The organism is Mycobacterium leprae TN (assembly GCF_000195855.1).
Classification (GTDB): domain Bacteria; phylum Actinomycetota; class Actinomycetes; order Mycobacteriales; family Mycobacteriaceae; genus Mycobacterium; species Mycobacterium leprae.
Genome location: NC_002677.1, coordinates 1,846,932 through 1,870,552 on the forward strand (window position 1 = coordinate 1,846,932; position 23,621 = coordinate 1,870,552).

10 protein-coding genes and 1 riboswitch are annotated in these 23,621 nt (G+C 57.3%); of the genes, 2 read left to right on the forward strand and 8 right to left on the reverse strand.

All coding sequences use genetic code 11. The annotated features are described in order from the left end of the window. Positions 1 to 34 precede the first annotated feature (34 nt). Positions 35 to 1,150: an alanine dehydrogenase gene (gene ald, locus ML_RS07755; protein ID WP_010908389.1), complete on the forward strand. Its 1,116-nt coding sequence runs from the start codon at positions 35 to 37 to the stop codon at positions 1,148 to 1,150. Positions 1,151 to 3,370: 2,220 nt separating this feature from the next. Here the strand turns inward: ald and ML_RS19120 are convergent. The 8 genes from ML_RS19120 to eccB form a co-directional block, all read right to left on the reverse strand. Continuing rightward, entirely contained in the window at positions 3,371 to 3,631 is a 261-nt protein-coding gene (locus ML_RS19120) for a PPE domain-containing protein (RefSeq protein ID WP_081439346.1), read from the reverse strand. 793 nt (positions 3,632 to 4,424) lie between these two features. Next, a riboswitch (M-box (ykoK) riboswitch) is annotated at positions 4,425 to 4,596 on the reverse strand. Between the two features lie 202 nt (positions 4,597 to 4,798). Then, positions 4,799 to 6,631, reverse strand: a complete 1,833-nt coding sequence (gene eccA / locus ML_RS07770) for a type VII secretion AAA-ATPase EccA (RefSeq protein ID WP_010908390.1) — start codon at positions 6,629 to 6,631, stop codon at positions 4,799 to 4,801. Beyond that, entirely contained in the window at positions 6,628 to 7,833 is a 1,206-nt protein-coding gene (eccE, locus tag ML_RS07775; RefSeq protein ID WP_010908391.1) for a type VII secretion protein EccE, read from the reverse strand. Before eccE ends, eccA begins: the two co-directional genes overlap by 4 nt. 20 nt (positions 7,834 to 7,853) lie before the next feature. Continuing rightward, positions 7,854 to 9,611: a S8 family serine peptidase gene (locus ML_RS07780; protein ID WP_165443173.1), complete on the reverse strand. Its 1,758-nt coding sequence runs from the start codon at positions 9,609 to 9,611 to the stop codon at positions 7,854 to 7,856. Continuing rightward, on the reverse strand, positions 9,589 to 11,100 hold the full coding sequence (eccD, locus tag ML_RS07785; RefSeq protein WP_010908393.1) for a type VII secretion integral membrane protein EccD: 1,512 nt from the start codon (positions 11,098 to 11,100) through the stop codon (positions 9,589 to 9,591). Before eccD ends, ML_RS07780 begins: the two co-directional genes overlap by 23 nt. 263 nt (positions 11,101 to 11,363) lie before the next feature. Then, positions 11,364 to 12,266 (reverse strand): ESX secretion-associated protein EspG, encoded by a 903-nt coding sequence (locus ML_RS07790; protein WP_010908394.1) that lies wholly within the window; start codon positions 12,264 to 12,266, stop codon positions 11,364 to 11,366. Between the two features lie 3,017 nt (positions 12,267 to 15,283). Continuing rightward, the gene (locus ML_RS07795; RefSeq protein WP_041322832.1) at positions 15,284 to 19,441 is read right to left on the reverse strand and encodes a type VII secretion protein EccC; all 4,158 of its coding nucleotides are present in this window, start codon (positions 19,439 to 19,441) and stop codon (positions 15,284 to 15,286) included. Beyond that, positions 19,438 to 20,958 (reverse strand): type VII secretion protein EccB, encoded by a 1,521-nt coding sequence (eccB, locus tag ML_RS07800; protein WP_010908396.1) that lies wholly within the window; start codon positions 20,956 to 20,958, stop codon positions 19,438 to 19,440. Before eccB ends, ML_RS07795 begins: the two co-directional genes overlap by 4 nt. Positions 20,959 to 22,627: 1,669 nt before the next feature. Here eccB and ML_RS16015 point away from each other — a divergent pair. Beyond that, positions 22,628 to 22,828: a hypothetical protein gene (locus ML_RS16015; RefSeq protein WP_231846569.1), complete on the forward strand. Its 201-nt coding sequence runs from the start codon at positions 22,628 to 22,630 to the stop codon at positions 22,826 to 22,828. The last annotated feature ends 793 nt before the right edge of the window (positions 22,829 to 23,621 follow it).

Below are 23,621 nucleotides of genomic sequence, written 5' to 3' on the forward strand. Positions count from 1 at the left end.
TAACCTCAACGATCTTGAGCCAGGGGGAGTGATTATGCGAGTCGGCATTCCGACCGAGACCAAAAACAACGAATTCAGGGTGGCCATCACGCCGGCCGGCGTGGCCGCCCTGACACACCGCGGCCACGAGGTGCTTGTGCAAGCAGGCGCCGGAGAAGGCTCGGCAATCGCCGACGCGGAGTTCAAGGCAGCAGGAGCCCAACTGATCAGCACTCCCGAGCAGGTGTGGACCGAGGTCGACCTGCTACTCAAGGTCAAAGAGCCCATGCCCGCAGAGTATGTTCACCTACGACACGGCCAGATCCTGTTTACGTATCTGCATCTAGCTGCCTCACGCCCTTGCACCGACGCATTATTGGCCTCCGGCACAACGTCAATCGCCTACGAGACCGTGCAGACCGCCGACGGCGCGCTGCCGTTACTAGCTCCAATGAGCGAGGTTGCCGGACGACTGTCGGCTCAGGTAGGGGCCTATCACCTAATGCGGACCCACAGGGGGTGCGGGGTACTGATGGGTGGAGTGCCCGGCGTCGAACCCGCTGACGTGGTCGTGATCGGCGGCGGGACTGCGGGATATAACGCCGCTCGAATTGCCAACGGTATGGGTGCGACCGTCACGGTTTTTGATGTCAACATCAACAGACTTCGGGAGCTCGACGCGGAGTTCGGTGGCCGCCTCCGCACCCGCTACTCGTCGGCCTACGACCTAGAAGGTGCGGTCAAGCACGCCGACCTGGTGATCGGCGCCGTCCTGGTGCCAGGCGCCAAAGCCCCCCGATTGATATCGAATTCGCTTGTCGCACATATGAAGCCGGGTGCTGTGTTGGTCGACATCGCCATCGATCAGGGCGGTTGTTTCGAAGATTCGCAGCCGACCACCCATGATCAACCGACGTTCGCGGTGCATGACACGCTGTTCTACTGTGTGGCAAACATGCCTAGCGCGGTGCCCAAGACATCGACATTCGCGCTGACCAATGCAACGATGCCATATATACTCAAACTCGCGGACCAAGGCTGGCAGGAAGCCTGCCAATCGGATCCCGCTTTGGCAAAAGGTCTTTCGACGCATAACGGTGCACTGTTGTCTGAACAGGTAGCCACCGACCTGGGATTGGCCTTCACCGAACCGGCAAGCGTGCTGGCCTGACGTCAATCCCGCCCGGCCAGTAACCAGTAACTTGTCCGTTTAGACTTCAAGGTGTCGTCGTGATGGTCATTTGGTGGTTATTTTTTGCTGGTTTGGGTTTGGGTGGTGGTGTTGTGGTGGGCTGGTGGGGTGTGGGTGGTTGATCTGCGCTAGAAGGTTGCCGTATGTGCCGCCGACGGCCGGATCATCGATGCACTGTTCACTAACACGATACTGCTGCACCCGGCGGCATGCCTGCTTGCTGGCTGAGGGCCGGTCAACAAGCCGCCGACACCGATACCAGCGGCAGAAATGGTGCAAGGGATAACATCAGGTGCGAATAGTTATACCGTGCACGGGGACGTGCCTGTTCAGGTGCGGCCACATTGACCACGCCGACACCTCAAGGCCATGACATGCACACTAAAACGCCCCTACCCCGCGGCGCTAACAACTATCCTCACACTCACGCCTGCATCGATATCGCCTTCAGCACAGCCCAGGTGCCCAGCCCCTGGCATCATCAACATGTAGACCAAGCAGCATCCACCACCGACATGCTTACGTGCGCCGCGCTAATCGTGTCCACTGCGGCAAAGCACACGAAGCCTCATCGAAAGCAGGCAGTCAGCCACCCACCAACAAAAACCCCGCAACACAGCAAAACACGTCAACAGGATTCCGGGCTGCCCCCCACGACTACCGAACATATCGGCCAGTCATAAAACGCAAAAACAGCCATTTCACCCACCACCTATGAAACCAACCGAACAACTCACCGCCACAGACACAAGACCGAGTCCTTCTTTGGAGATGGGACCCAAAAGTGTGGATGGAACGAACTTGAGGAATTGCGTTATGGGCAAGCTTGTCAGAACCCCGATGTCGTTGAACTGCGTAGTAAAGTCAAGGAGAAAATCCTGATTAAGAAATACAGGGCGGTAAGTATCCGATGCACCCGGTTGGCCGAAAGGCCGTTGAAGAGCGCGTTAACGGTAACGATGTAGCCCAGCCGGTGGCAGGCTTGAGCCCCACTTGTAGCACCGAGAACAGTGAGTTGAGCATGTAGGCTATTGGCTAATAACAGCGTCTGGGCATTGTTAGTTGTGGTCGCAGCAGCTTAGGCCAGCGCGTCGGCCTGGCCGACTGGTGTGCTGGTGTCGGTGACTTAGAGTGGCGCGGTGAACACAGTCAGTGTAGTGGCAGCCGCCTAGGTACCGACGAGATGGTCATGGCCCGAGCGTCTTAGACACACATGTCGAGATAGCGGGCTTCGAAGACTGCAATCGCGGTGGTATGGTGCTTGAATACGAATAAGGGGACGCCACCATCAGAGCTAGTTGACTGCGGTTGGCTGCTATTTATTTCCGGTGGTGCGTAGTCGGCCAATACAGTCTCGTAGGCGCTCGCGGTGACATTGACTTGGATCGCCGGCTTAGGTGGTTTGTACGGTGGTAGCGTGTAACCAACTCAGAAAAAGGTGAGAGCGTTGATCCTGGATAGCGACAACGGACCCCTATCCAGGACAGCCGGTCAGAGTCGAGATCACTGACGAATACCAGGAACAGGATGGACTATAGTTCCCTGCCCAGGGAATCCCAGGCCACCGTGTCGACGCCGCACCCAACCCAAATCTGAACAAGCATAGATCCTGGCGAAGTTAATTTCGGGCGGAAACGCCGCGTAAAATATCTCGATCCCCCTTGTTAGTTGACGATAGGTGGTACTGAACTGTCACTGGCCACGATAGTGCCCAACGCCTGCCCGGCCGCTCCACAGCCAAGAAGATTCATAAACACGCCAATGCGTTGGGCAAGTGCAAAAAACCCGAACCCAAATATGCTGTTTCCCAGGTCGGGATTTAGCATGACACCCAAACCGATGTCACAGGTACCGTAATGTACGAATACATACTCAGAAAACCATCGATTCCCGTGGTGTAATTAGCCTAACCCTGAGCAAACGGATTTAACGTCGACCACGAGCTCACTGATGATTCCAACAAGACCCGACGATGGCGATGACAACCCCTGCAGTGCGACGGCAACAATGCAGAGCAACTAAGACAACTTGCTCTGCTGGGTGGCCTAGTCGACGCATCCGTACTTTGAGCCACCGCAGCGGACTGGGCGACCAATCCAGGGTCAGCTACAGCTGAGTGAGCGAGGTCAACCGGGTGGCCGCCACCAAGGAACCGGCATAGTCCTACATCGCGGCTGCGTCTTGGGCCCACACTTTGGCTTAGTCCCCCTCGACGGCTGCAATCACCGGAGTGTTTTGACCTAATGCGTTGTTTACGACCAGTGACATCAAGCCGATTGCGGTTTGCCAGGATGAGCGACGGGGCATCGTTTTAGAGAATGCGATCATCCATACGCCCCGGTGGCCGCCGTCTCTTGCGCAACGGTCTAGCTCCACCTGAGCGGCAGCCGTGCTCAGCCACACCGCATAGAGCGCGGCCGCAACCGCCATCGACAACCACCGGACCCCGACACTCCTCATTGGCCAGCTCTAAAACTACCGACCCATACAACACAGCGCCGCCGACCGCAACTCCGCGACCAATCCACACCAAGCCGACTCAGCGGCCAGTAGTGGCGTGAAGCCAATTCCCGGCATAGGCATGCGCGCGGAGCTGATCGGGTGGCAACGTGACAAAGTCCGGGGCTGCAGTCATCGTTACCCTCCTTTGTCTAGCTGACCGCGATCGCGTTGGCAGCTTCGGTAGACCGCATAGGAATCCCCGCTCGCGCCCAAAATCCCGACAAACAGCTCGTGCAATTACCATCGTTGGGCACTCGCCAACTGGTACATCGCGCCGTATGGGTTGACATCATGGTTGCGGTCAAAGCTGATATCTCGTCAACGACGAGTAGCAGGCAACCCAGCAGTCGCAGCTGCGTTTTGCGTAGCGATCACGGATCCAACCCTGCTTACGTGACTATCCTACTTTATCTAAGATAACACTTCTGGATGCGTAAAGACAAACGACATTGGACTTAGCCAAACGGAATGAGACCGAACCCGAGTTTGGTTTTACCTCCGAGGCTACTTCGGCGCACTTCACTCACACGAATCCGCTAAGTAGAAACGATCGGATCAAATCTTTAGGAAGGTAAACCGATGCAGACTACGGAAAAGACACCCAGGATGGGTCGCAACGAAATAATCGTCGACTTAGACTGCGGACTATCGTCGGGACTCATTTCGCTCTCACCTCATTCACGGACAAGGCACATGAAAGGGTATCACGCATTGCACTGTGGAGAGGACGGTCCGACACGAACACCCAAGTACGGCCTCCCTATCGTCAGAGCTTTGGCACCAAACGACATGTACAGCTCAATGAGAGCCGGAAACAATTTAGGCTCAAACTCCTTAATCTGGGAGGAACTGTCCTGCTCCTGGGCATCGTTCGACGTCAGTGGCCTATATCCGTGCAGAACCCTCACCTAACGAGGCACTTGCAAAGGTGAGCATGGCGCTCGTTGGGTAAAAATAAAATCAGTCAAGGAGACTGTCAAACAATTGTAACAATTGAGTCAGTCAACACAAAAAGCCATTCCCAATAGTGCCAGGATACGAAGTCCAGCGAGATGTTCAGCTGGAGCCGGCTCAAGTACACGTGATTGCTCAGTTAACAAAGGACGCTGCTGAATTGCCCACCGGCTATGACGACTTTCTCTCAGCCACCGCCGCGCTGAGGCCTTCGGTCAGGTCGGCACTGGTCAACTCCTTGAAGCGTAACAGCTGTTCAGCGCTGAATTGGGTGAGGTCACTGGCCAGTACCGCATCGAGGTCCTCGTCGTCCAGGCGGAAGCTACGGTGGTCGCGGGCCTTCTCCACTACATTGCGCACAAAGCCGGCATTACCGAGCATGTCGATACCACGAATTAGATCTCCATCTTCAGAATAGGTCTCGTCAAGGTAGAATTTTGTGTACGACGGCAACAACACCTGTGCCTCTTGCTCAGTGATGACGTCTTCATTCTCCTGGCCCATCAATTGGGTCAGCGCGATCAACTCCTCAGGGGTGTAACTGAAAAACTCGATCACCGTCGAAAACCGCCGTCGCAGACCCTGATTCACCTCGAGCATTTTATCCATCGCCTTGGCGTAGCCCGCACCGAACACCACCAGCTCGTCGCGATGGTTCTCCATATACAGCAGCAGCGTGTTGATAATCGCATTACCGTAGGGGTCTCCTCGGGTATAGCCCTTCTCATGTAGGGTGTGCATTTCATCGAAGAAGACCGCCCCACCCAACGCACCCTCGAGCATCTCCTCGGTGTTTTTCTCCGCATCAGCCATATGCCGGCCTAACAGCTTGGTGCGGCTTGTCTCGACTACAAGTGGCTTGCGCAGCACAGTCAACCCACACAGCTGCTTGGTGAAAGCACGTGCTACCGAAGTCTTCCCGGTACCCGGTGGTCCAAGCAACAAGGTGTGGCGCGATGTCACCGGTACCGGCAAACCCATTTTGGCACGGGCCAAGTTCACCCTTGTTGTCGACTTGATGAGTTTGATTTCTCGCTTGGCTTGTTCCATGCCCAGCATCGCGTTGAGTTCGGCATCGCCTTCCGCCAAATACTTTGCGGCTATCCTCGCGTAGCGAGCGGCCTCGGTCTGCGCACGGGTCGGGGCACTGTCCGGATCCCACGGATCAGTGCGCGCCTCAATTGTTTCCGGATCAGTCAGTGTCAGACGAAAGTTGTTATTATCCAATGCCTCTCGAGCCGGGGTAAACTTTGCGTCCCGCGAATACACCCGACGCAACAGCTCGACGGCCTCGTCTTCTCGACCAACATGTCGTAAGCACATGCCTTGGGTGTACAAAGCGATATTGGCCGCGCGGGGCACGCGGTCACCCTCGATTGCTTCCTTGCCACGCCGGAACGCCTCTTCAAAAACCCCAAGCGATGCCAGCGCAGAAGTAGCCATTGCCGCGCCCGCGGCCTTCAGGTCGGGGTGACGCCATTGCTTTCCCTCAGGGAATTGGGTAAGCACATCCGGCCAACGTTTGGTTCGGAAGTACAGCATACCCCGCACATAGTTGACCAGCTCGGTGTCGAAAGGATGCCGTGGCTCGACACTCTCAAGCAGTTTGGCCGCTTCCGCGTAACGTTTCGCCTTGACCAGCACGGCGGCATAAGCGCAAGCTAACGACTCCACACTGGTTACCGCTAGTCGTAGAAACAACCCGTCGGACACTTCTGGACGAAACTGCAAATCGGTGACCCCAAGGCGACGCGTCTCCCAACCGAATGTCCTGATTGAACTCCATGCGCCAGCCAGCACTTCGATGCTCTGATCACCTGCCAGTATTCGCGCCTGCCAGGCGTCACACATCCCTGGATCAAGCGTGGTGGCCGTCCTGAACATTTGCGACGCAACTTGTGGGTTGTGGCTGGGCTGCAGTCCGTTGACAGAGATCCCTGATGCCAGCAGGCCGGCAACCATAGCGTTGCGGGCGTCTTCGGCGGTTGACTGTGGGCGCGTCATTGCCCTGCAAACAAGCTCGCTGAGCCTTCCCGCCCCTGTCCCACCGGCAGCACCAGCTCATCATGGTCGCTTAACTCTCGGCTAGGCACGACCAATACGGGCCGGGTAGCCGGCGCCGGCAGGCTAGCACGCACCGCAGCTAACTGACGGCCGGTCAGTTGGTTGAGTCCTCTACATGCCTCCTTGGACAATCGTGTCTCGCTATGATGACGCACCCACGCCGACAGCCGGGTTTGACAACTACGACTGGCGAGACGGATCGTGATCACGGTGGCCTTAATGTCGGGGAGGTCAGACAGCCACAGCTCATTCAGTGTTTCGGAATCGATGTCTGACGGCGTCACCCAGAAACTAGTCGCGAATCCATTGACGTACTTGATATGGCGCCATCCCGGGTAGCTCCACGTTGGCTCCAGATCGGCCAGCACAGCACTGTCAACCTCGGCCAGCTCACCAGCGGCCAATGGCCGGGCCGCACAGTTTTGTCCGTCGAGATCTTGGGCAAGTCGCTCAGTAGCTGCCACCAACGTCGAAGCCAGCGAATCCCGGGCAGCCACCGCGACAACGTTGTGCTGCGGATTCATCCGCAACACCAGCCAGGTACAGCGCTGATAGGTTGGCGGGCAAGCACACACCAGCCCCCACTCTTCGGACCCCCAGTTGTCGAGTGCTGAAAATTTGGCCGCATTGCCGCCGCGGCGTATCTTCACCGAGACAATGTCGATACTATCGAGGCGGATATCGAACTGTCGCAACCCATCGGCAACAGCTTGTACCGGCAAACCTGCCGGCGTTGTTCGATGCCTATGTCGCCCCACTGGGTCGTCTTCGCCATCGTCCACCGCGATCACCGTGACGAGCCGGCCTTTGTACTCACGCACCCCAACCACGTCGCGTCCGAAGCGGCGCTGATGATCGATCGCGGGCGTACACCCCGCCGCTAGTGCGGCACGCGGATCGGCAAAACAATCCCATACCCACGTGGCCAAACCGGACATCAGCGTGATTCCATGGTAGCTGACCAACACCAGCACCATGACCACGACGGTGATTCCAACACCTACACACCACGCGACATGATGACCGGCCTGCCATAACTCTGGGACATGGCTCGCCAACACGAGGACGACAATAGCGACCACAAATACTGTCGTGACACGCGACCACGACAAAGCCAACCCCAACCTGCGCTGAGCCTTCATTATTTTCCCGCCTTGATCGGCTACTTTTGCGTTCGCCGCACCAGCATCGCTGTACCGAACGCCGCAGCGCCTATCAGTACTGCTGTGGTCAGTCCTCCGGCGGCCACCCACACAGGCACCATATCGCGGTGGGCAGGCAGCTTGGGGAGGTTCAGCGGTGACGACAACTGCGGCGGCGGCTTTGCCGGGCCCTCGGGTACATCCCACGTAAGTGCGGCCAACGGGTCGACAATGCCATAGCCGACCTGGTTATCCACACCGCGAGCAGGCGACCTGGCCGTGTGAATCAACCGGTTTATCACCTGGTACGCCGTGAGCTGAGGATATCTCCCGCGCACGAGCGCGGCCACCCCTGACACAATCGCGGCCGAAAAACTGGTACCAGTCGGCACCAGCAACGTGTTATCTGGACCGTCAATCGCATTGATCAGGCTATCATCACGCGGTGAAAGGCCGATGATGTCGGTTCCCGGAGCCGCGATCGATACCCACGGTCCAGCGATGCTCGTTTGGGTCAACGGCTGGCCATGCGAATCGACTGCACCGACAGTCAGCACATACTCGCTGAACCAGGAAGGCGTGACCACTGTATTAACGCCGTTCCAGCCGCGGGGGTCATTCGGCTGCAAAGGATCAAACAGCGGATTCTGCTTGCAGTTCTTCTTGCTGCTGTCGCCAGCAGCGGCAACGATGACAACGTTCTTATCGACCGCCGCATAGCGGACAGCCGCTCCCAGCGCGCGCTGATCGATAACATTGCGCGCACTCATGCACGTCACCTCGGAGATGTTGATCACTGTGGCGCCCATGTTGGCAGCATGCACTATTGCTCGCGCCATTGTCTGAATGTAGTGAATTGTTTGCGATGTCTGCGGATCTGCATCGCCGGTGTACAGGTCCTTAAAGCCAAAGGCCTGGCTTGACTGGCGTATTGAGAGGATGTCAACATCTGAGGCGATCCCTGCATAGGCATCGGGGCGCGACGTAGGAGCTAGCGGGGATGATGGTTGATTCGGCACTGGGGCGCGTGGGCTCGAGTTGGCTGGGTTGTCGATGGCAATTACCTGTCGGCCGCCCAAGTAGTTGGATATTGTCACGGTGCTACCATCCCACCTGCCTGACGAAGCATGCTGGCCAGATTGCAGTGGTGGCGGCACACCCGGAGGCGACAGACCCTCTTCCGGGGGCGGCGGGACCGGAATGACCGTGACGGTCTGAGGTAGTGGCGACAAGGTCACAGTCTGCGGCGGTGGCGACTTCTCAGTGGTGGGAATAGGGACAGGCTTGCGCGGTGCCGCGGGCACCGGTGCGCCGGTCGCCGGCGCCGCGCCGATCATTGACGCCACGATGGTGCCGTGGGCGTCGCAATCTGACAGCCCATCGCCCCCAGCCATCACATAGTCGCCACCGGCGATCAGATGCGGGAGCCTGGGGTGCGGAGTCACACCGGTATCGATGACGGCTATCTTCTGCCCACCACCACGACCGAATTCCCATGCATCGAACATGTTCAGCATGTCCATATACTTTGGCAGCAGCCGAAAGTCAGTTTCGGGCAGCACCCCAACCTCGGTGCAGTAAGAGTACTGTTTCATCGGTGTGGCCGGTCCGGGAGGACCGTCTGGCGGCACCGCACCTGGATCAATCTTCGGGGGTGAAATCGCATACGCTGGTGGCAGGCCAGCAAATGCTCCCGAGGTAAGTAACGCTAGTGCGACGAACACGCGAGACGAGCAACCGCCTCGCGCCCTCTTACTACCGGTACCGGATCGCGGTATAGACATCCATCAACCACAATGCCAGGGGGAAAATAGGTACCAGGCACAAGTATTCGATCCATTCCACAAGCTTGCGGAACAGCGGGCTATAGATCGTGTTAGGCACGACCGCCGCAGCTATCAGCCCTGCAGCAGGCAGCAGAACCAAGATTGCCGCCCCGATCGATACCGCCAACGGCGACGACAAAACCAGCGCGTACCGCACCACCACCGCAGCAACGATGAGTACCGCAGTCGCAGCCAACGTGATTGCTTGCCAGCGGTCGACATACGAGCGGCCCCGCAATAGTAGGAAACCGGAGGTAAACCCAGCTAGCAACAGCGGCAGCCAACGCTGCCCGACGTGGGGGTTGCTCAATGCGGTAAGTGAAACCACCAGCAACACGCCCAGCCCCAGGAGTAAACCCGATAAATAAGACCGGGCACGTTCGGATTGCAGCAGCACATCGCGCACCGACGCCGGCCCCTCCAAGACCGGCGGGCCTCCGTCGGAGCGCACCACCGTGTTAGGCAAATCGGGTCGCGCTTCAAACACCCACCGGCTGGTGGCCGATGGAAACACCGGTAGCCGAATGCCGGCCAAACGGCGGGACAGAGCTGGTGCGCAATGGTAGAGCAGCACGCAGGCCAGCATTACGCAGGAAAGCAGCGTCACCGCGCTGGTCATCGCGACCATCCGTGCCAGGCTCGCGATCGCCACCACCACGGAAATGGTGATCATCGCAGTGTAAATACTGAGTTGACGACCGGTGAATCGCAAGGCCAACATCGCGGCAATCGCGAACACCCCGAAACCCATCACCGCGTGCGGGGACCCCAACGGACCAGGTGGCGCGGCCGCTGCGGCCGCAGTCACTGGCGCAATCCCACTCAGCAGCATGATGTCACCGGCGCGTCGATCTTCCCGGGTAGTGGCCCGCATCAGCACCAACGTGGACATCACCAATATCAGCAACGCAATCACTGTGGCGTAGATGACCGAAAGCCAAAAACCGTGGTGCCAACGCCACCAGACCAACAAAACTGACGAAGCCAACACACCTGTTGCCACCATCAACGCGCCGACCTGCACAGCAACGATCGAGTCTATCGCGGCGAACCGCTTGCTGAGATTTGCCGAAACCGCAGTAGAGATATGCTCGATCACCTGCGATCGACGCTCGGTGTCGGCGATGAACCGAATCCACAATCGGTCGCCGTCGTAGACATCTTGCTCGGTCAACGACTGGGTGGGCCACAACGGGGTGCCGTCAATCAGGCACAGTGCCCATCTGCCGCGCCCGGTAGGCTCAAGCGTTCCTTCGCCAAGCTCACACAGTCGACTGTTTATTACTTTGAGCAGTGGGTCGGTCATCACTGACACCGGGGCGTTGGCATCAAGCAAAACGCTGATCTGGGCCCCCTCGCCAGCCACGATTCCAACTACGACCACTCGGGGTGACGATGTGCCCTCGATGTCGGTCCGTGGCGCGTCAGCTACCGCCGTCATCGTTCTGCACCCCCTGGTGTGGTGAATGTAGTATCCCGCACATCATGGTCGCGCGGGGGTGGCGCACCTGCACAAGCTAAAGCCCCGTGGCTCCCTGGGAGATGCAGCACGACCAATTCCGAACCCGTTTGCCTCGCGACTAGTGGTTATCGTCACAACACTTTTCGCTTTGCTGCCGATTATAAGACAGCATGGACGGTTTATATCTTGACCGCATACGTTTAGTCAAACACGACGCAGCATTTTACATTTCGCATTCGACATCAGACCCTGCTGTGAGTTTTCCAGTCGCCGTAAGGCAGTGTGTCCAACACAGTCTTCAGACCCAACTGCACTAGTTGTGGGGTAGCCGGGCAGATCGCTAACCACGCATCACCCAAACCCGCTGTCCGTGCTTGTTGATAAATCGCAATACGCCCACTGGAACTGTCCTTTAACGATAGCACCGAGGCACTGGGGCCCTTGGCATCGTCACGGTATTGACGCGCATACACCGCGGCCTCGGCCGCGGGGTCTGACAGCGCCTGGCCCAGCGCGGCCACCGTGGCGGCGCTGATGCCCATACGCCGTAGATCCCTGCCGGAGAACACGTTAAAGCCCGCGTCCTGCCACGACTTTGTCGCTTCCAGCATTTCTTCTAGAGGCACGTTGACCGCGTTAATCGCCGCAGGATCCGCGTGATGAATCGATTCCAAGCCATCCATCACTAGAGAAGTGATCGACGCGCTGTCCGCGATGGCGACGTCGTCAATGGTGATGTCGTTGCCAACCCGAACCGCTGACGCCCAGTGCGAGCCACGACGGACCAACACCACCCGGAACTCGTTCTCGGGAATATCGCGCGAACCCGGTGGTTGGTTCTCGTCGTTGACCGCTCCGTAGAGCAATTTTCCCCGCGACAGCAAAGCGACAACTTCAAGGTCGGGTGCGGCGAACACCCGCATTCGAGTCGCGACATGCTCGTTCACATTGCCGTTGACGACGATACCCTGCTCACGCATGACTGCCATCCCGGGATGTTCATGCAGCCAATCGTTGGAGTCGGTCGATACGAACGGCCTGCACCGCAGCTCCGGCGCGACATGTCGAATGTCCAAGAGCGCCTGGAGCAGCCAGAAACCATCAACGTTGACAGTGATATCGGTACGGGTGCTCTGATGGTCCATCAATAACCTCTATGGGGGTCGACATGGTCGGACATTGCAGAACGCAGGCAACACACCGACAGTCGGTGTGGCTGCCACGCATAAGGACGGGTGTTACGCGCAGTTGACACCAACACCACTATCAGTGCTACCCATGTTGATGCTGATCGTATCCACTCTCTGCCCATGGGCGTCGACATCGCCGAACTGGTAACTGAATCTATCTTTTGGTATTCGCCTAACGGCTATGAAGGGTACGCAGCCACGCCTTTCCGCGCTAGTCGCCGAAGGCTTCCTCTTACTGCTTGTATGTTGTTGGTGAAATGCCTGACTCATCTGCCCCATTGGGTCGTACAAAGGCACCTGAACAGCCTCACTTCATCATCCCACACCCGCAGTATTGCAGCGAAGACGCCTACATCTTGCGGGCCTCATCCTTGACCGTATGGGTATGATCCTAAATCAGCTTACCATATCTTGCATAACGGCCAGGTAGGTCATAAAAACATACATGGTGCCATGTTGGCTGATGGACGGCGCTGTGGCCGAATCGATTACGAGTCACGCAACCACCGCCCCGAGTAATTTACCGATAGATCCCCTCCTTTGTAGTTTAGTTTCTTTCAGCCGGCGACCGCCGAGCGTTGTAACACGGTTAAACCGCAGGACGGACCCCGACCGTGGTGTCCGCGTTGACGAAATCCTCGTGGTTCTTCGAGACACGGTGGCTATCCGCTCATACGGAGCCGAGATTACCAACTGGCTGGGAGGTTGCCATGACGCCTACAGCTTGTGGCTGTCCTGCCCAATCCTCACTTGCCAGCCGGATTAGCCTGCAGCAGCCACATCGGCGGCCTCGGTAGTTGCCGTAAGAGACAGAATTGGTATTAAGTTTTTGTCACAAACTACTCATGAATTTGCTCTGTCAAAGCATTAACTTCCCGGTCCATCTGGACATGTGCAGAAGAGCACTTTTGTTGCCGGAAAATAAAATTTACAATGGCTTACTACATACACCCAAGCTAAATTAGGAAAATTGCAAAGTCATATACCATGACCCAAGCAAACCTACCATGCTTTCGGCGCCGAACGTAAACTACCGTCTGGCCTAGCCGAAAAATTCTGGTATGCCCAAACCAAAATACAAAAAAACTGCGGCTGGCGCTACTAATTTTCGATGTTGACAATCACTAGACGCTCGTTTTTCCTCAAATCCGTTCGGCGCTAACCGCGATCTACCATAGCTAATCCTTATCGAACATGCTAGCCACGAGACTCTAAGAGGAAAATAGGATTCGTAAAATAGTTATGCATGATATTCATGCGGAGCAAACGTTGTTAAATCGCTGTTAAATTTTCGAATAGACTCAACCAGAGCCACCTGCATAAAGCACCTAGCTTCCGTGTAAGCCGATCGGAGGCCAGTTCATTCAGTCCTCTTCGAGAATGAACGCCATTGCTGAGCAAACTGCGACACCATCTCGGGTCAACTGTGCTTCCTCCGAACGTATCGCATACTCCTCAAGGGTCGAATAGCCCGAGTCACCGATCGGGAACAGTTGTGAATCACACGGCACAGCACTGCTCGTTCCCCATGCACATGGACTGTTCTAGAAGAACCTTCACCGGTATCCTCCCTCACGCACGTCGGACAGACGCCAAATCCGACCATATTTGGCCAATACGTAGATTATGCGGTTGGGCAAGCAACGCGACGGCAGCTCGCCACCGCAAACCACTCACCAGCGTTACAAACCAGCAGCCAAGGCAGGACTCCCATACGACAGCATGAAAAAGCGGCCTCTGCTAGCAGAGAACAGACAAAAGAAAAACATGAGCACTTCGGCGAAGGCCAACCCGACACATTTCACCTACTGCAGCTTGAATTACTCGGCATTGTCGATGATCACCGACAGAGGTGTGATATGGAAGACACTATGCGGGCGCAAAGCCAGTGGTTTTCATGAACGGCTGATATTATTTGAACGTGTCACGAAAATGTATTCTCCACACTACATCAATAACGAAAGGATTCTCCTCACGGGAAGCCCCACTGCCCCGGAAATGCACTGCCGGTGCTTCCGGCGAGCATTCAAACCGCCCACCTTGAAGCTTGAATAATTTGAATAAGGCGCTGCCGGCATTGCGCACCTACACTGTTACCATGGCCAATGCTATCACCAGCAGGGGTGAGTGGTGAGGCTATGACAGATTTCGCCAATACTGTTCCCTTTGCAGCTGTTCCTTGTCCTGTAAGGATTATACAGCGCAGGATCGTGACCACCTTATTGCCCTTTTGAAAGACGTCGTCATCGGCATGTCAGACAAGCCCTTCCTCTCCCAAGCTGACATTGCTGATCAGGGAGAATTGTGCGAATATCTCGTGGATACCATTGCCGAACGCAAACAGAATCCGGCCGGACGTGTTGTCCCAGGTTCTCATCGGCGAAGACCCGCTCAGCGAAATCAAGGTATTAGACCTTGAGTCACTATGTTGATACTGGCTGAGCTGGACACTGTGACGGCGACCGTAGGTTTCTCCTTGCTCCAACCCGCATGCAGACAACAGCTGCGCACGATGCTTCGTGACAAGCCCAAGCAGATCAGGATCTTGATCGAAGATAATCTTACAACTCGAGCCGCCAGCGCAGATAACACCTTACATTACCACCGAATTCGTCAACGTCGACGGGATGACGCTGTCCCCAGGCTCACGGGTGCGGTTGTGTTATAGTTGCGATCAACCGAGACAACACCTCCGATTTGGAGGTTATGGACGAAAAATGCACCGGAACTGAGGGTTGCGGTGTACCACTCCAATGCCCGGATCACATTTAGCGCGGCTGAAACTGACCCTTGCTGTCGATGAATGGCTGATAAATATCCGAATTCGAACTGTCCTCCGGGCTATCCGACCAAAAACATAAAGTCAATGCCTGTCGAAGAAGTTGTTCGCGCTCAAAGCATTGGCGCTACACTGGAGCTAATCAACCCCAGGCAGTGCAAACTGCGCTAACTGAGGCAACGCAACTTGCGCGCTATCGGCGCATATCGGTCTCTGCCACCTGCACCAACACACCGGTGTCTTCGGCCATCAACAGGCCTCGGCCGCGGGGCAAAGGACCGCCCTTCATCTTACCGCGGATGAAACCCTCATCGGGATCAGCGTCCATAACCAGCAATGGTGCGTTCGCCTGATGCAGGGCCCGCAACATCGGGTCACTGCCCGCCGAAGACCACCCCCCGAACGTACGGGTGGCAATGACATGCAAGCCGACATCGCCGGCCCGAGTCACCCAGGGAACAACCTTCTGCAGCGGTGAATCGAAACTGGGCGGCAGTTGCTGGATGTCATCGATGATCAAGAAGATCTCCGGGCCGCTCCACCACGATCGTGACAATAACTCTTCCGCGGACAGATCAGGCGGCGGTTCGCGGCTGGCCAACAACGCCGCTAACTCACCCACCATGGCGGATACGCCATCGAGGTTGTAGGCAAACTTCTCCATATAGTTGGAGCCCAGCATCGTCAGCAGCTGACGACGCGGATCGATCAGCCATACCTGCGCAGAGCGTTCTGACGTCGGTGGTGCGCTAGTACCTCCCGGCGCATAGAGCCGACCGATCTCGGACATTATGGTAGCCAGCACTGTGGTCCGGCCACATTCACGTCGACCCGTTATCATCAAATGCGCGTTCTCAGCGAAGTTCAGATAGACCGGTTGCAAATCCAATTCCGATATCGCCCAAGCTATTCCTCCTACGCCAACCCCTTGACGGGTGTCTCGGACAGCCCGCTCGCGCACTTGTTCCATACCGAAACGAGCCGGCAACCGGCGCACAGGTGGGGCCTGGGCACTCGTCAACCGGCTGACCGGTGCGACCACGCTGTCGGACTCGAAGACGTTAGCGGGGGTATTGGCCAACGCTGGCCGGGCGACTAACGTGTGCAAGCCCGCCTGTGGATCGCTGTCTAGTCGGACATAGTTGACCGCAACCATGCCGCGTCCCGACTGAACCGGAACGTCCTTGGCAAACCGAGAACGCACCAACTTGGCGTCTTCCACAGCAGCCAAGCGCAATTCGACTCGGGAACCGAAGCCGCTACGTACCTGCGGCCTCAGCTCTGATTCGCGATCAGCAGTGACGACCACGTGCACGCCGAACGAGGGGCCCTGGTTTATGATCTGGTTCACCTGCTCAATAAGCACCTCGTTCTCTTCGACCAGTGCCCGGTAGTTGTCGATCACCAGGTAGACATCACCGAACCCATCATTAGGCACCGGCCCCAGCTCACCACCGAACTTGCGGCGCCGGAACACCTCCATCGAGGCAATCCCGTGTTCGAGAAAGCTACGTTTGCGATCGCGAACCAGTGCCAGCAGTTCGGCCACAGTACGGCGCACACCGTAAGGATCTGTAGGACCTGCTACCTCGCCGACGTGGGGCAAGTGCGCCACCGTAGTCAACGCGGTGCCGCTGTAGCCCAGGCAGTAGAATTGAACCTGTTCAGGGGTGTGAGTCAGTGCTGCCGAGCAGATAATTGTCTGCAGCGCAGTGGTTTTTCCAGAACCACCGGCTCCCAGAACCAACACGTTGGAGCCGGGTCCGGAAGTGTCAACCGTCCACGCCGGCTGGTCATGCTTGAATGGCCGGTCAATGACCCCAATGGGGAACACAAGATTCCTGGCCGAGCCGTAGTCCTTTTGCCAGGGGTGACCCAAAAACCGGTTGACCAAATCGTCGATGGCAACGGGCTGGGTCAGCGGGGGTTGCCACAACCGGTAGGGCTCAAAGTCGATCCTGCGAAGCTGATCAATGATCACCGTACCGATTTTCGGTGTCCTGACCCCTCCCTCGGCTTCTTCCTCAGCGATCTCCTCGTCGAATTCCTGAGCGTTCGCAAAAACAGCCTCCGCATCGACCTCGGGGCCTCCTACGCTCACCTCGAGCGGCGTGAACAAGTTGGTAAACAATTGCGGTCGAACATAGTCGATGTTGTGCACCAACACTGGCTGTTCCTCGCCGTCGAGAGTGACGCCGCGGAAGTAGTCCCGCCACAGGAACTCGGCCTGGAACCGGATGACGTCTTCGAGGCTCTTACGAAAATATCCCAGACCCGCCTGAGCCGGCAGGTTCACCGCGTTCGGCACGCCGGCCGCCTGCGCCGCGCCAGCGGTACGTGCTTTCAGAACCAAACGGTAGCCCATGTTCTCCATGAGCTTTTCAGCTCGGCTCTCAATGGTCTGCGACGCCATCATCAAATGAATCCAGTAGGCGCGGCCCTGCCGGCCGATTGAGTCAAGCACGTCGACCGCCGTCGGTACGATGCGGAACCACTCGTAGAACTCGTCGATGACCACTACTAGCATCGGCAACGCCGGCATGTCCTGGCCGCGCGCCCGCATCCTGGTGCGCACCGAGTTGTATTCCTTGGCGTCGTCTACACCGGCGTTGTCGCAGACCGCTTTGCGGCGGGCGATTTCGCCCCACAGCGCGTCCAAGAAGCGCTCCATAAGCACTTGGTCTTCTTCAAGATCAGTGATGATCCGAGACACATGCGGCACACCGGCGAACGGCTTGACCGCCGACCCACCTTTGAGATCTGCCAACACGAACTGCAGCTCCTCCGGCGGATGAGCGAGCATCAACGATTCGATCACGGTTCGCACTAGCGTCGATTTGCCCGAACCAGTTGTCCCCGACATCACCCCGTGCGGGCCATCGCCGCCTTCATCAAGCGATTTCATGTCCAAAAACAACAGCTCACCGTTGTCGGATCGATTGCCGAACGGTACCCGCAACCGCGACTTGCCCATCGCATCGGTACGGCTGTTCCACAGCGCATCAAAGTCGATCGCAGATGGATCTCCAATTCCGTAGTAAGACAAGATATCTCGAGCACCGATATGGGCTACTCTCTGGCCGATCTCTTCGTAGGCTTCGGCTGGCCGCCAGTGCGCCAGCTTTTGTGCGAACTCTTCAGCTTCGGCGAAACTGAGTTGGTCGGCGAGGGCGAAAAACCAAGGCTTGTCGTCGATCACCATCCAGGTATCACGATCGCGGGGCAGCGCGTCGATCACACCTTTTTCGTCAAACCGCAACGTGCGCTTCGGTACTACTGTCCACATCGAAGAGCCGGTCAGGTCGAAGAACGTCACACCGTCGATACCTTCGACGCTGATCACGTACTCCCACTCCGGATCGACGACGTCCGCAACGATCAGGTGGTGAGGTGTCGGGGTTTGTGCCGACGAACTGGCGTGTCGCGGCGTAAACGACCCTCGACCGGCGAACAATTCGGCTTGTTCCGTGGCGAATTCCCGTACCGAACTGTACACCATCCGCGCGTTGCCTGCTGCGTCCTGACGTCGGGGATCACCAAAATGCGGTAACCACTTGACCCAGTCCCACTGCTCCAAATCGGAACTAACAACCACCATCTGCACGTGGTCGGGACCGTGCGAAAACGTCAGCTGGCAAATGATTGACCGCATTAATCCCAGTGTCTGCTCACGGTCCCCAATTAGCGCATACCAGGGTTCCACCAGTAGGGAAACCATTTTTGGCAGGTTGTAAACAATGCTTTGATAACGTCCGAACTCCTGTAGCGCCTTCCCGGTTACCGGCTCCAGCTCGATGTCGGTCGGCATATTCTGCGGTTCGCCCCACGTCACCTCGGGACGCGTCATGCCCACGCCAACTCGGACAACGCAGAAATTAAGGTCCTTGCCATCAGGTTTGCGTTCCCACATTCTGGACGATCCCACGGCAGCAGCCAACGTGGTGGGCGCCGGGTGGAACCACCGGTAATTGGCGTCCATGCTGTCGGCCGACTCATTCGCGGCCTCACGCAGCATGTCCAGCATCAACATGAACTGGGCGCGCATCGCGTCCAGCTTCGGCCGGCTCATTTGCTGCTGCCCACCCATTCGGCCACTGAACATCATCATCGCAACACCACCGATCATGAAGAGCGGAAAAATTGAGCCTGCACCCCCGAACACCCGTGAACCGCTGGCGAACGTCATGGCGACCATGCCGCCCACCAGACCGATCACTACGACACCGATCACGATAACCCACCAGGGTTTGCCCTCTGGTGGCGGAATACTCAAAGGTGTTGGCAGGACAATGTTTTCCGGCCTGATAACCGGAGCCTTTTCCGGCGTCGGGCGTGCAAAGCCACGTTTCACTTAGGTACCACCAACTCGGCAGGGGTCATGTCCATAGGTAGCGTGTCGTGCTCCATCAATGCATCTGCTCGGGACAGAGTCGGGCCTTGCGACAATAGCCGCAAGGCTACCCAGGGCGCCAAATTGGGCGTGCCGTTCAAACCTAATGCGTCACGAACGTCCTTGGTGTCTTCCACTCCAAACCGAGCTCCCGTCCGCGTGACCCACCACAGTGATTCCGTTGTTTGTGCCGCTGGATTGTTGCCGGTGACTGCAACGAAGTTGGCATAGTTAGAACCGAAGTAGACTTGATCAGCTTCGCGTCCAGTTGTGTCCGCCTTCACCAACGACACCACCTTCTTCACATCGGCTGAGTTAATTGGAATGGTTGACCCAGTTATCACCTGGATACGAGACCGGCTCTCACCAGCGGTCCGTTCCCACCACCAACAGGTCGACGGATTCTCTCGGAGGTCCACCACTTGCAACGGGGTGTCGGGGTAAACAGACAAATCCAGCTTATTGACCACCGGCATCTTTACCAACACAGACGGTGCTACGGTGATTAGTTTGGTGTTTCCTGGTTTACCTGCGTTTTGCATGATCTGAGCCACCAGTGGGGAGACCGTCTCCACGCCGTCAGCCAACACCAGCGAATACTGTTGCGGACCACTGATCTGTGGTGTGACAATCACCGTACCCACCGGTCCCGGAGCACCCGGAAAAGAGGCCGGATTGCCCTCGTTTGGTACGTCTGGCACCACCAAGTCGGGACCCACCGGCAAAGCATCGAACAACGCACGACTCATCGGGCGCGCTTGACTGACTTGCTCTGGGGTCAAGCCCAATGGCAACAGCACCGACCGGTTCATGGCGTCGATACGGGACCGGCGTCCCTGCCGGATGACCCACGCATCCCCACCGTAGTGCAGCACTACCGCATCCGAGCCGGTCAGCACCCGACGGTGGCCAGACAGGTCTGGGGATCCGTCGATCACTGTGACCGTCACCCCAGACGACGACCCAATCCCGGTCGAGGTGGCCACCGTATCGCACACCAGCCATGATGATGTCTGTGGAGTTTCAGGTGATAACTCCGACGGTGCGCCTGGGATGCCCACCAGCGGTCCGTGCGGTAGCGTGGCGATTTGGCTGGACCGAACCGCGTGCGGATTGTCCGGTCGTCCGGTGATCAGCCGTGCGGACGCCAGATTCAAAGCGGGGTACAACCTATCCCCTACCCGGACGTACAGCGCGCCAGAGTCACGGTCAATGATGATAGGCGACTCATTCAGCTGGCCGGATGGGCTTATAAACGACCACAGCAGCGCTCCCAGGCAACCCAACAATGCCGCGGAAACCGACGCCACCACCGCTAACGTCTGGCGGCGACCTGGTTCGACCTCCATGCGGACGCGCCACCGCGTCAACGCCATTGCGGTTCGGCGGGCAAGGAACTGATAACCCGTCACCTGAGTCCGTGTTGACAAACCAAGGCCGTACTCCGACCCCCGCCGCCCGCTGCTCTCTTCGGCCACGTTAGATCACCTTCCGGTCTAAAAAACTCCCGTATATTGACATGGCTTTAAAAGCTATGCACTGCTCATTATCGATAACCGTAAATCACCTGTATTTACCTTGGCCAAAGTGCGATACACTCGCCCATCTCGGCATCGGATTACATTATTGAATCGAATCTTCTTCAATACGGTCAGCCTGCCGGTCGACGGAATCGCACCAAAACCGGGGTAGTATAGTTGTCAAAGCGACCACTGAACTGCCACGTTCCATGTCCCCCATTCACGCCTGCACAGCATGGTAGTCGTGGATAGCTAGCTCGTCCTGTTGAGCGTCCGCTCCGTCCTCCGTCTTGCTGACTGTGAAATAGTTCATGCGGCAAACCATCCCAAGGGAGCCATTAGGCAGACCCCACCGTCACGGGGCACGTTCGGGACGCAATATGGCCGGTATGGCTGAACTTGAACCCTAGCTCGTCGAACTTGCCAGGCAATTTGGTATCGCGACCGCGTATGAGAACTGGACCGGCGGTCAGGTGCACGTCTCTGAGACAACACTGGTAGCTGCGCTTGCCGCCCTCGGTGTGGCCAGGGGCCGGTACCGAGGTGGAAGCGCAACATCGCCCTGACCGCGCAGGGTAGGTCCTAATTAGGTACGTTAAATGCCGGCCACGATCGTCGCCCGCGCTGATACGCAAACTAGATTCTGGATGCAAATGCGCCAAGGCACTCCCGCCGAGAAGTATGGTTGAAGCTCAAGAACGACAAGAAACCAAGAAACGGGGCGGGTTGCAGCAGGTCGACAACTTCACTCCGCCTTTCGATCTGGACGGACGCTGAATCGGCGAGGCCAGCTTTGCGACGCTCATCGATTTGCAGCTGGGCTACCAGCTATGTTCCGGCGACTTCCAGACCAACACAGCGCTCACCGTAACACCGGATTGAATCGGTCCTGCCGGAGCAGCTAGGCACCCGCTGGGCGTAGGGCCTAACCGCCCAGCTCTATAATGGGCGCTCCCAACAGTCGTGGGGTATCGGTGATTTCACCGATCTGACAAAACTATATTGACGTTGAAGCAATTCCGGAATTCTCTGGTCTGAAGAAGCGTGGCTCGGGTACAGGAGCTGCGGACCGAGCTCCAGCAACGCACCAGTCAACTCGACACTAGCGACCGTGACAGCGCATAAGTGACCAAGCGTGCAGCGCTCCTGCTGCTATCATCGAGTACCGCTATCAACAAGCCGCCGGATAACTTACACCGCCTTCTGTATAAAGTCCAGCAGGCGCGTTCGACTACTTCGCCACCTGGTGCGCGTTGGCCGAATGCTACGGTGGCAACTGACACTGCTGGTCGAGCTTTCTACAGCATCTGGCCGGCGCCGATGTCGCTCGTTTCGTCGAAAACATTCGAATACTATCGGATTTCCACCGTTGGCTACAATGGCAGCTCAACGAGGAACTCACCATGGCACAATACGCATGTAGTGCTCTGAAATTTGGGTATCGTGCACAACCTGATTGTCGGCGTGCACCCGAATGGAACCGGCGCGTGGACACGAAAGGATACGCTGACGCAGAGCGTAACCGCGGGCTCGCCGCAAGATGAATTAAATTAACTCGGCCAAACCTGGACGCAGCCGCCATGGCAGCCGGATCGGTTAGATTGAGCTCGAATATCAGCCCTTCAGTGTGCTGATCCAGACTGTGCTACGTCACCCCGGTGGGGTACGTATCGACCCCGGCTGTGGTGGATCGTGTGAGAGGGCACCGCCAACCCAAGGAACCTACGTGCACTACAAACATGAAACGACGATCGGCATCGTCGCCTTGGAAACGCACTGGGCCGGTGCGGTCGTCGGTGGCGAGGACCTCAGCACGGTCGAACCGTGATTGGGTGACTACCTACTACAGGATCTGTTAGACACCTAAGATTCTCTGGCTTGAGCTGGATCGAGACGGAACTGGCGGTCCATTTCCAACCAGATGCTGGAGTAAATAAATACTGCTTGTAAATACTGCTTGTCGTCGGTCATCCTCCAGGATCTGTCGCCAACCACCGGCCTACCCGACTGGCGACCATATGCCGCCTATGGGAGTCACTAGGTACCTGTTTACCCGGCCGGGCGAGGATAAAGTCGAGTCCAGCCACGCCGACCTGGAGGCCTAGATGTGTTGAGTTGCGCCGGGTCGGGTTGCTAAGAGACCTAGGAAAGCCACCCCAGACCAGAACAGATTGTTCTAGCCTTTCATAAGTATCTCTGGGCCGAACACCCTCACGACTGTTGGGGGTGATGCTGACCGACGCAGTCGATGACCAACGGACACAGATCAGCCAGGCACGACCCAACTAATGGGTTCCGCTAAACCTGCCCCTACGGCCAGCCGCTGCTGCTTGAAGACGTGGTTGCCAACTTGGCCTGAGTGGCGTCAAAAATCGTGCGGTTCCCGGGCTCTGCTGTCTTGTGTCTGTGGCGGTGAGTTGTTCGGTTGGTTTCATAGGTGGTGGGTGAAATGGCTGTTTTTGCGTTTTATGACTGGCCGATATGTTCGGTAGTCGTGGGGGGCAGCCCGGAATCCTGTTGACGTGTTTTGCTGTGTTGCGGGGTTTTTGTTGGTGGGTGGCTGACTGCCTGCTTTCGATGAGGCTTCGTGTGCTTTGCCGCAGTGGACACGATTAGCGCGG

What these genes read in the sequence shown, in the direction of transcription:
- ald (WP_010908389.1), top strand. Translation starts at nt 35, where the DNA reads ATGCGAGTCGGCATTCCGACCGAGACCAAAAACAACGAATTCAGGGTG.
- ML_RS19120 (WP_081439346.1), bottom strand. Translation starts at nt 3,631, where the DNA reads ATGAGGAGTGTCGGGGTCCGGTGGTTGTCGATGGCGGTTGCGGCCGCG.
- eccA (WP_010908390.1), bottom strand. Translation starts at nt 6,631, where the DNA reads ATGACGCGCCCACAGTCAACCGCCGAAGACGCCCGCAACGCTATGGTT.
- eccE (WP_010908391.1), bottom strand. Translation starts at nt 7,833, where the DNA reads ATGAAGGCTCAGCGCAGGTTGGGGTTGGCTTTGTCGTGGTCGCGTGTC.
- eccD (WP_010908393.1), bottom strand. Translation starts at nt 11,100, where the DNA reads ATGACGGCGGTAGCTGACGCGCCACGGACCGACATCGAGGGCACATCG.
- ML_RS07790 (WP_010908394.1), bottom strand. Translation starts at nt 12,266, where the DNA reads ATGGACCATCAGAGCACCCGTACCGATATCACTGTCAACGTTGATGGT.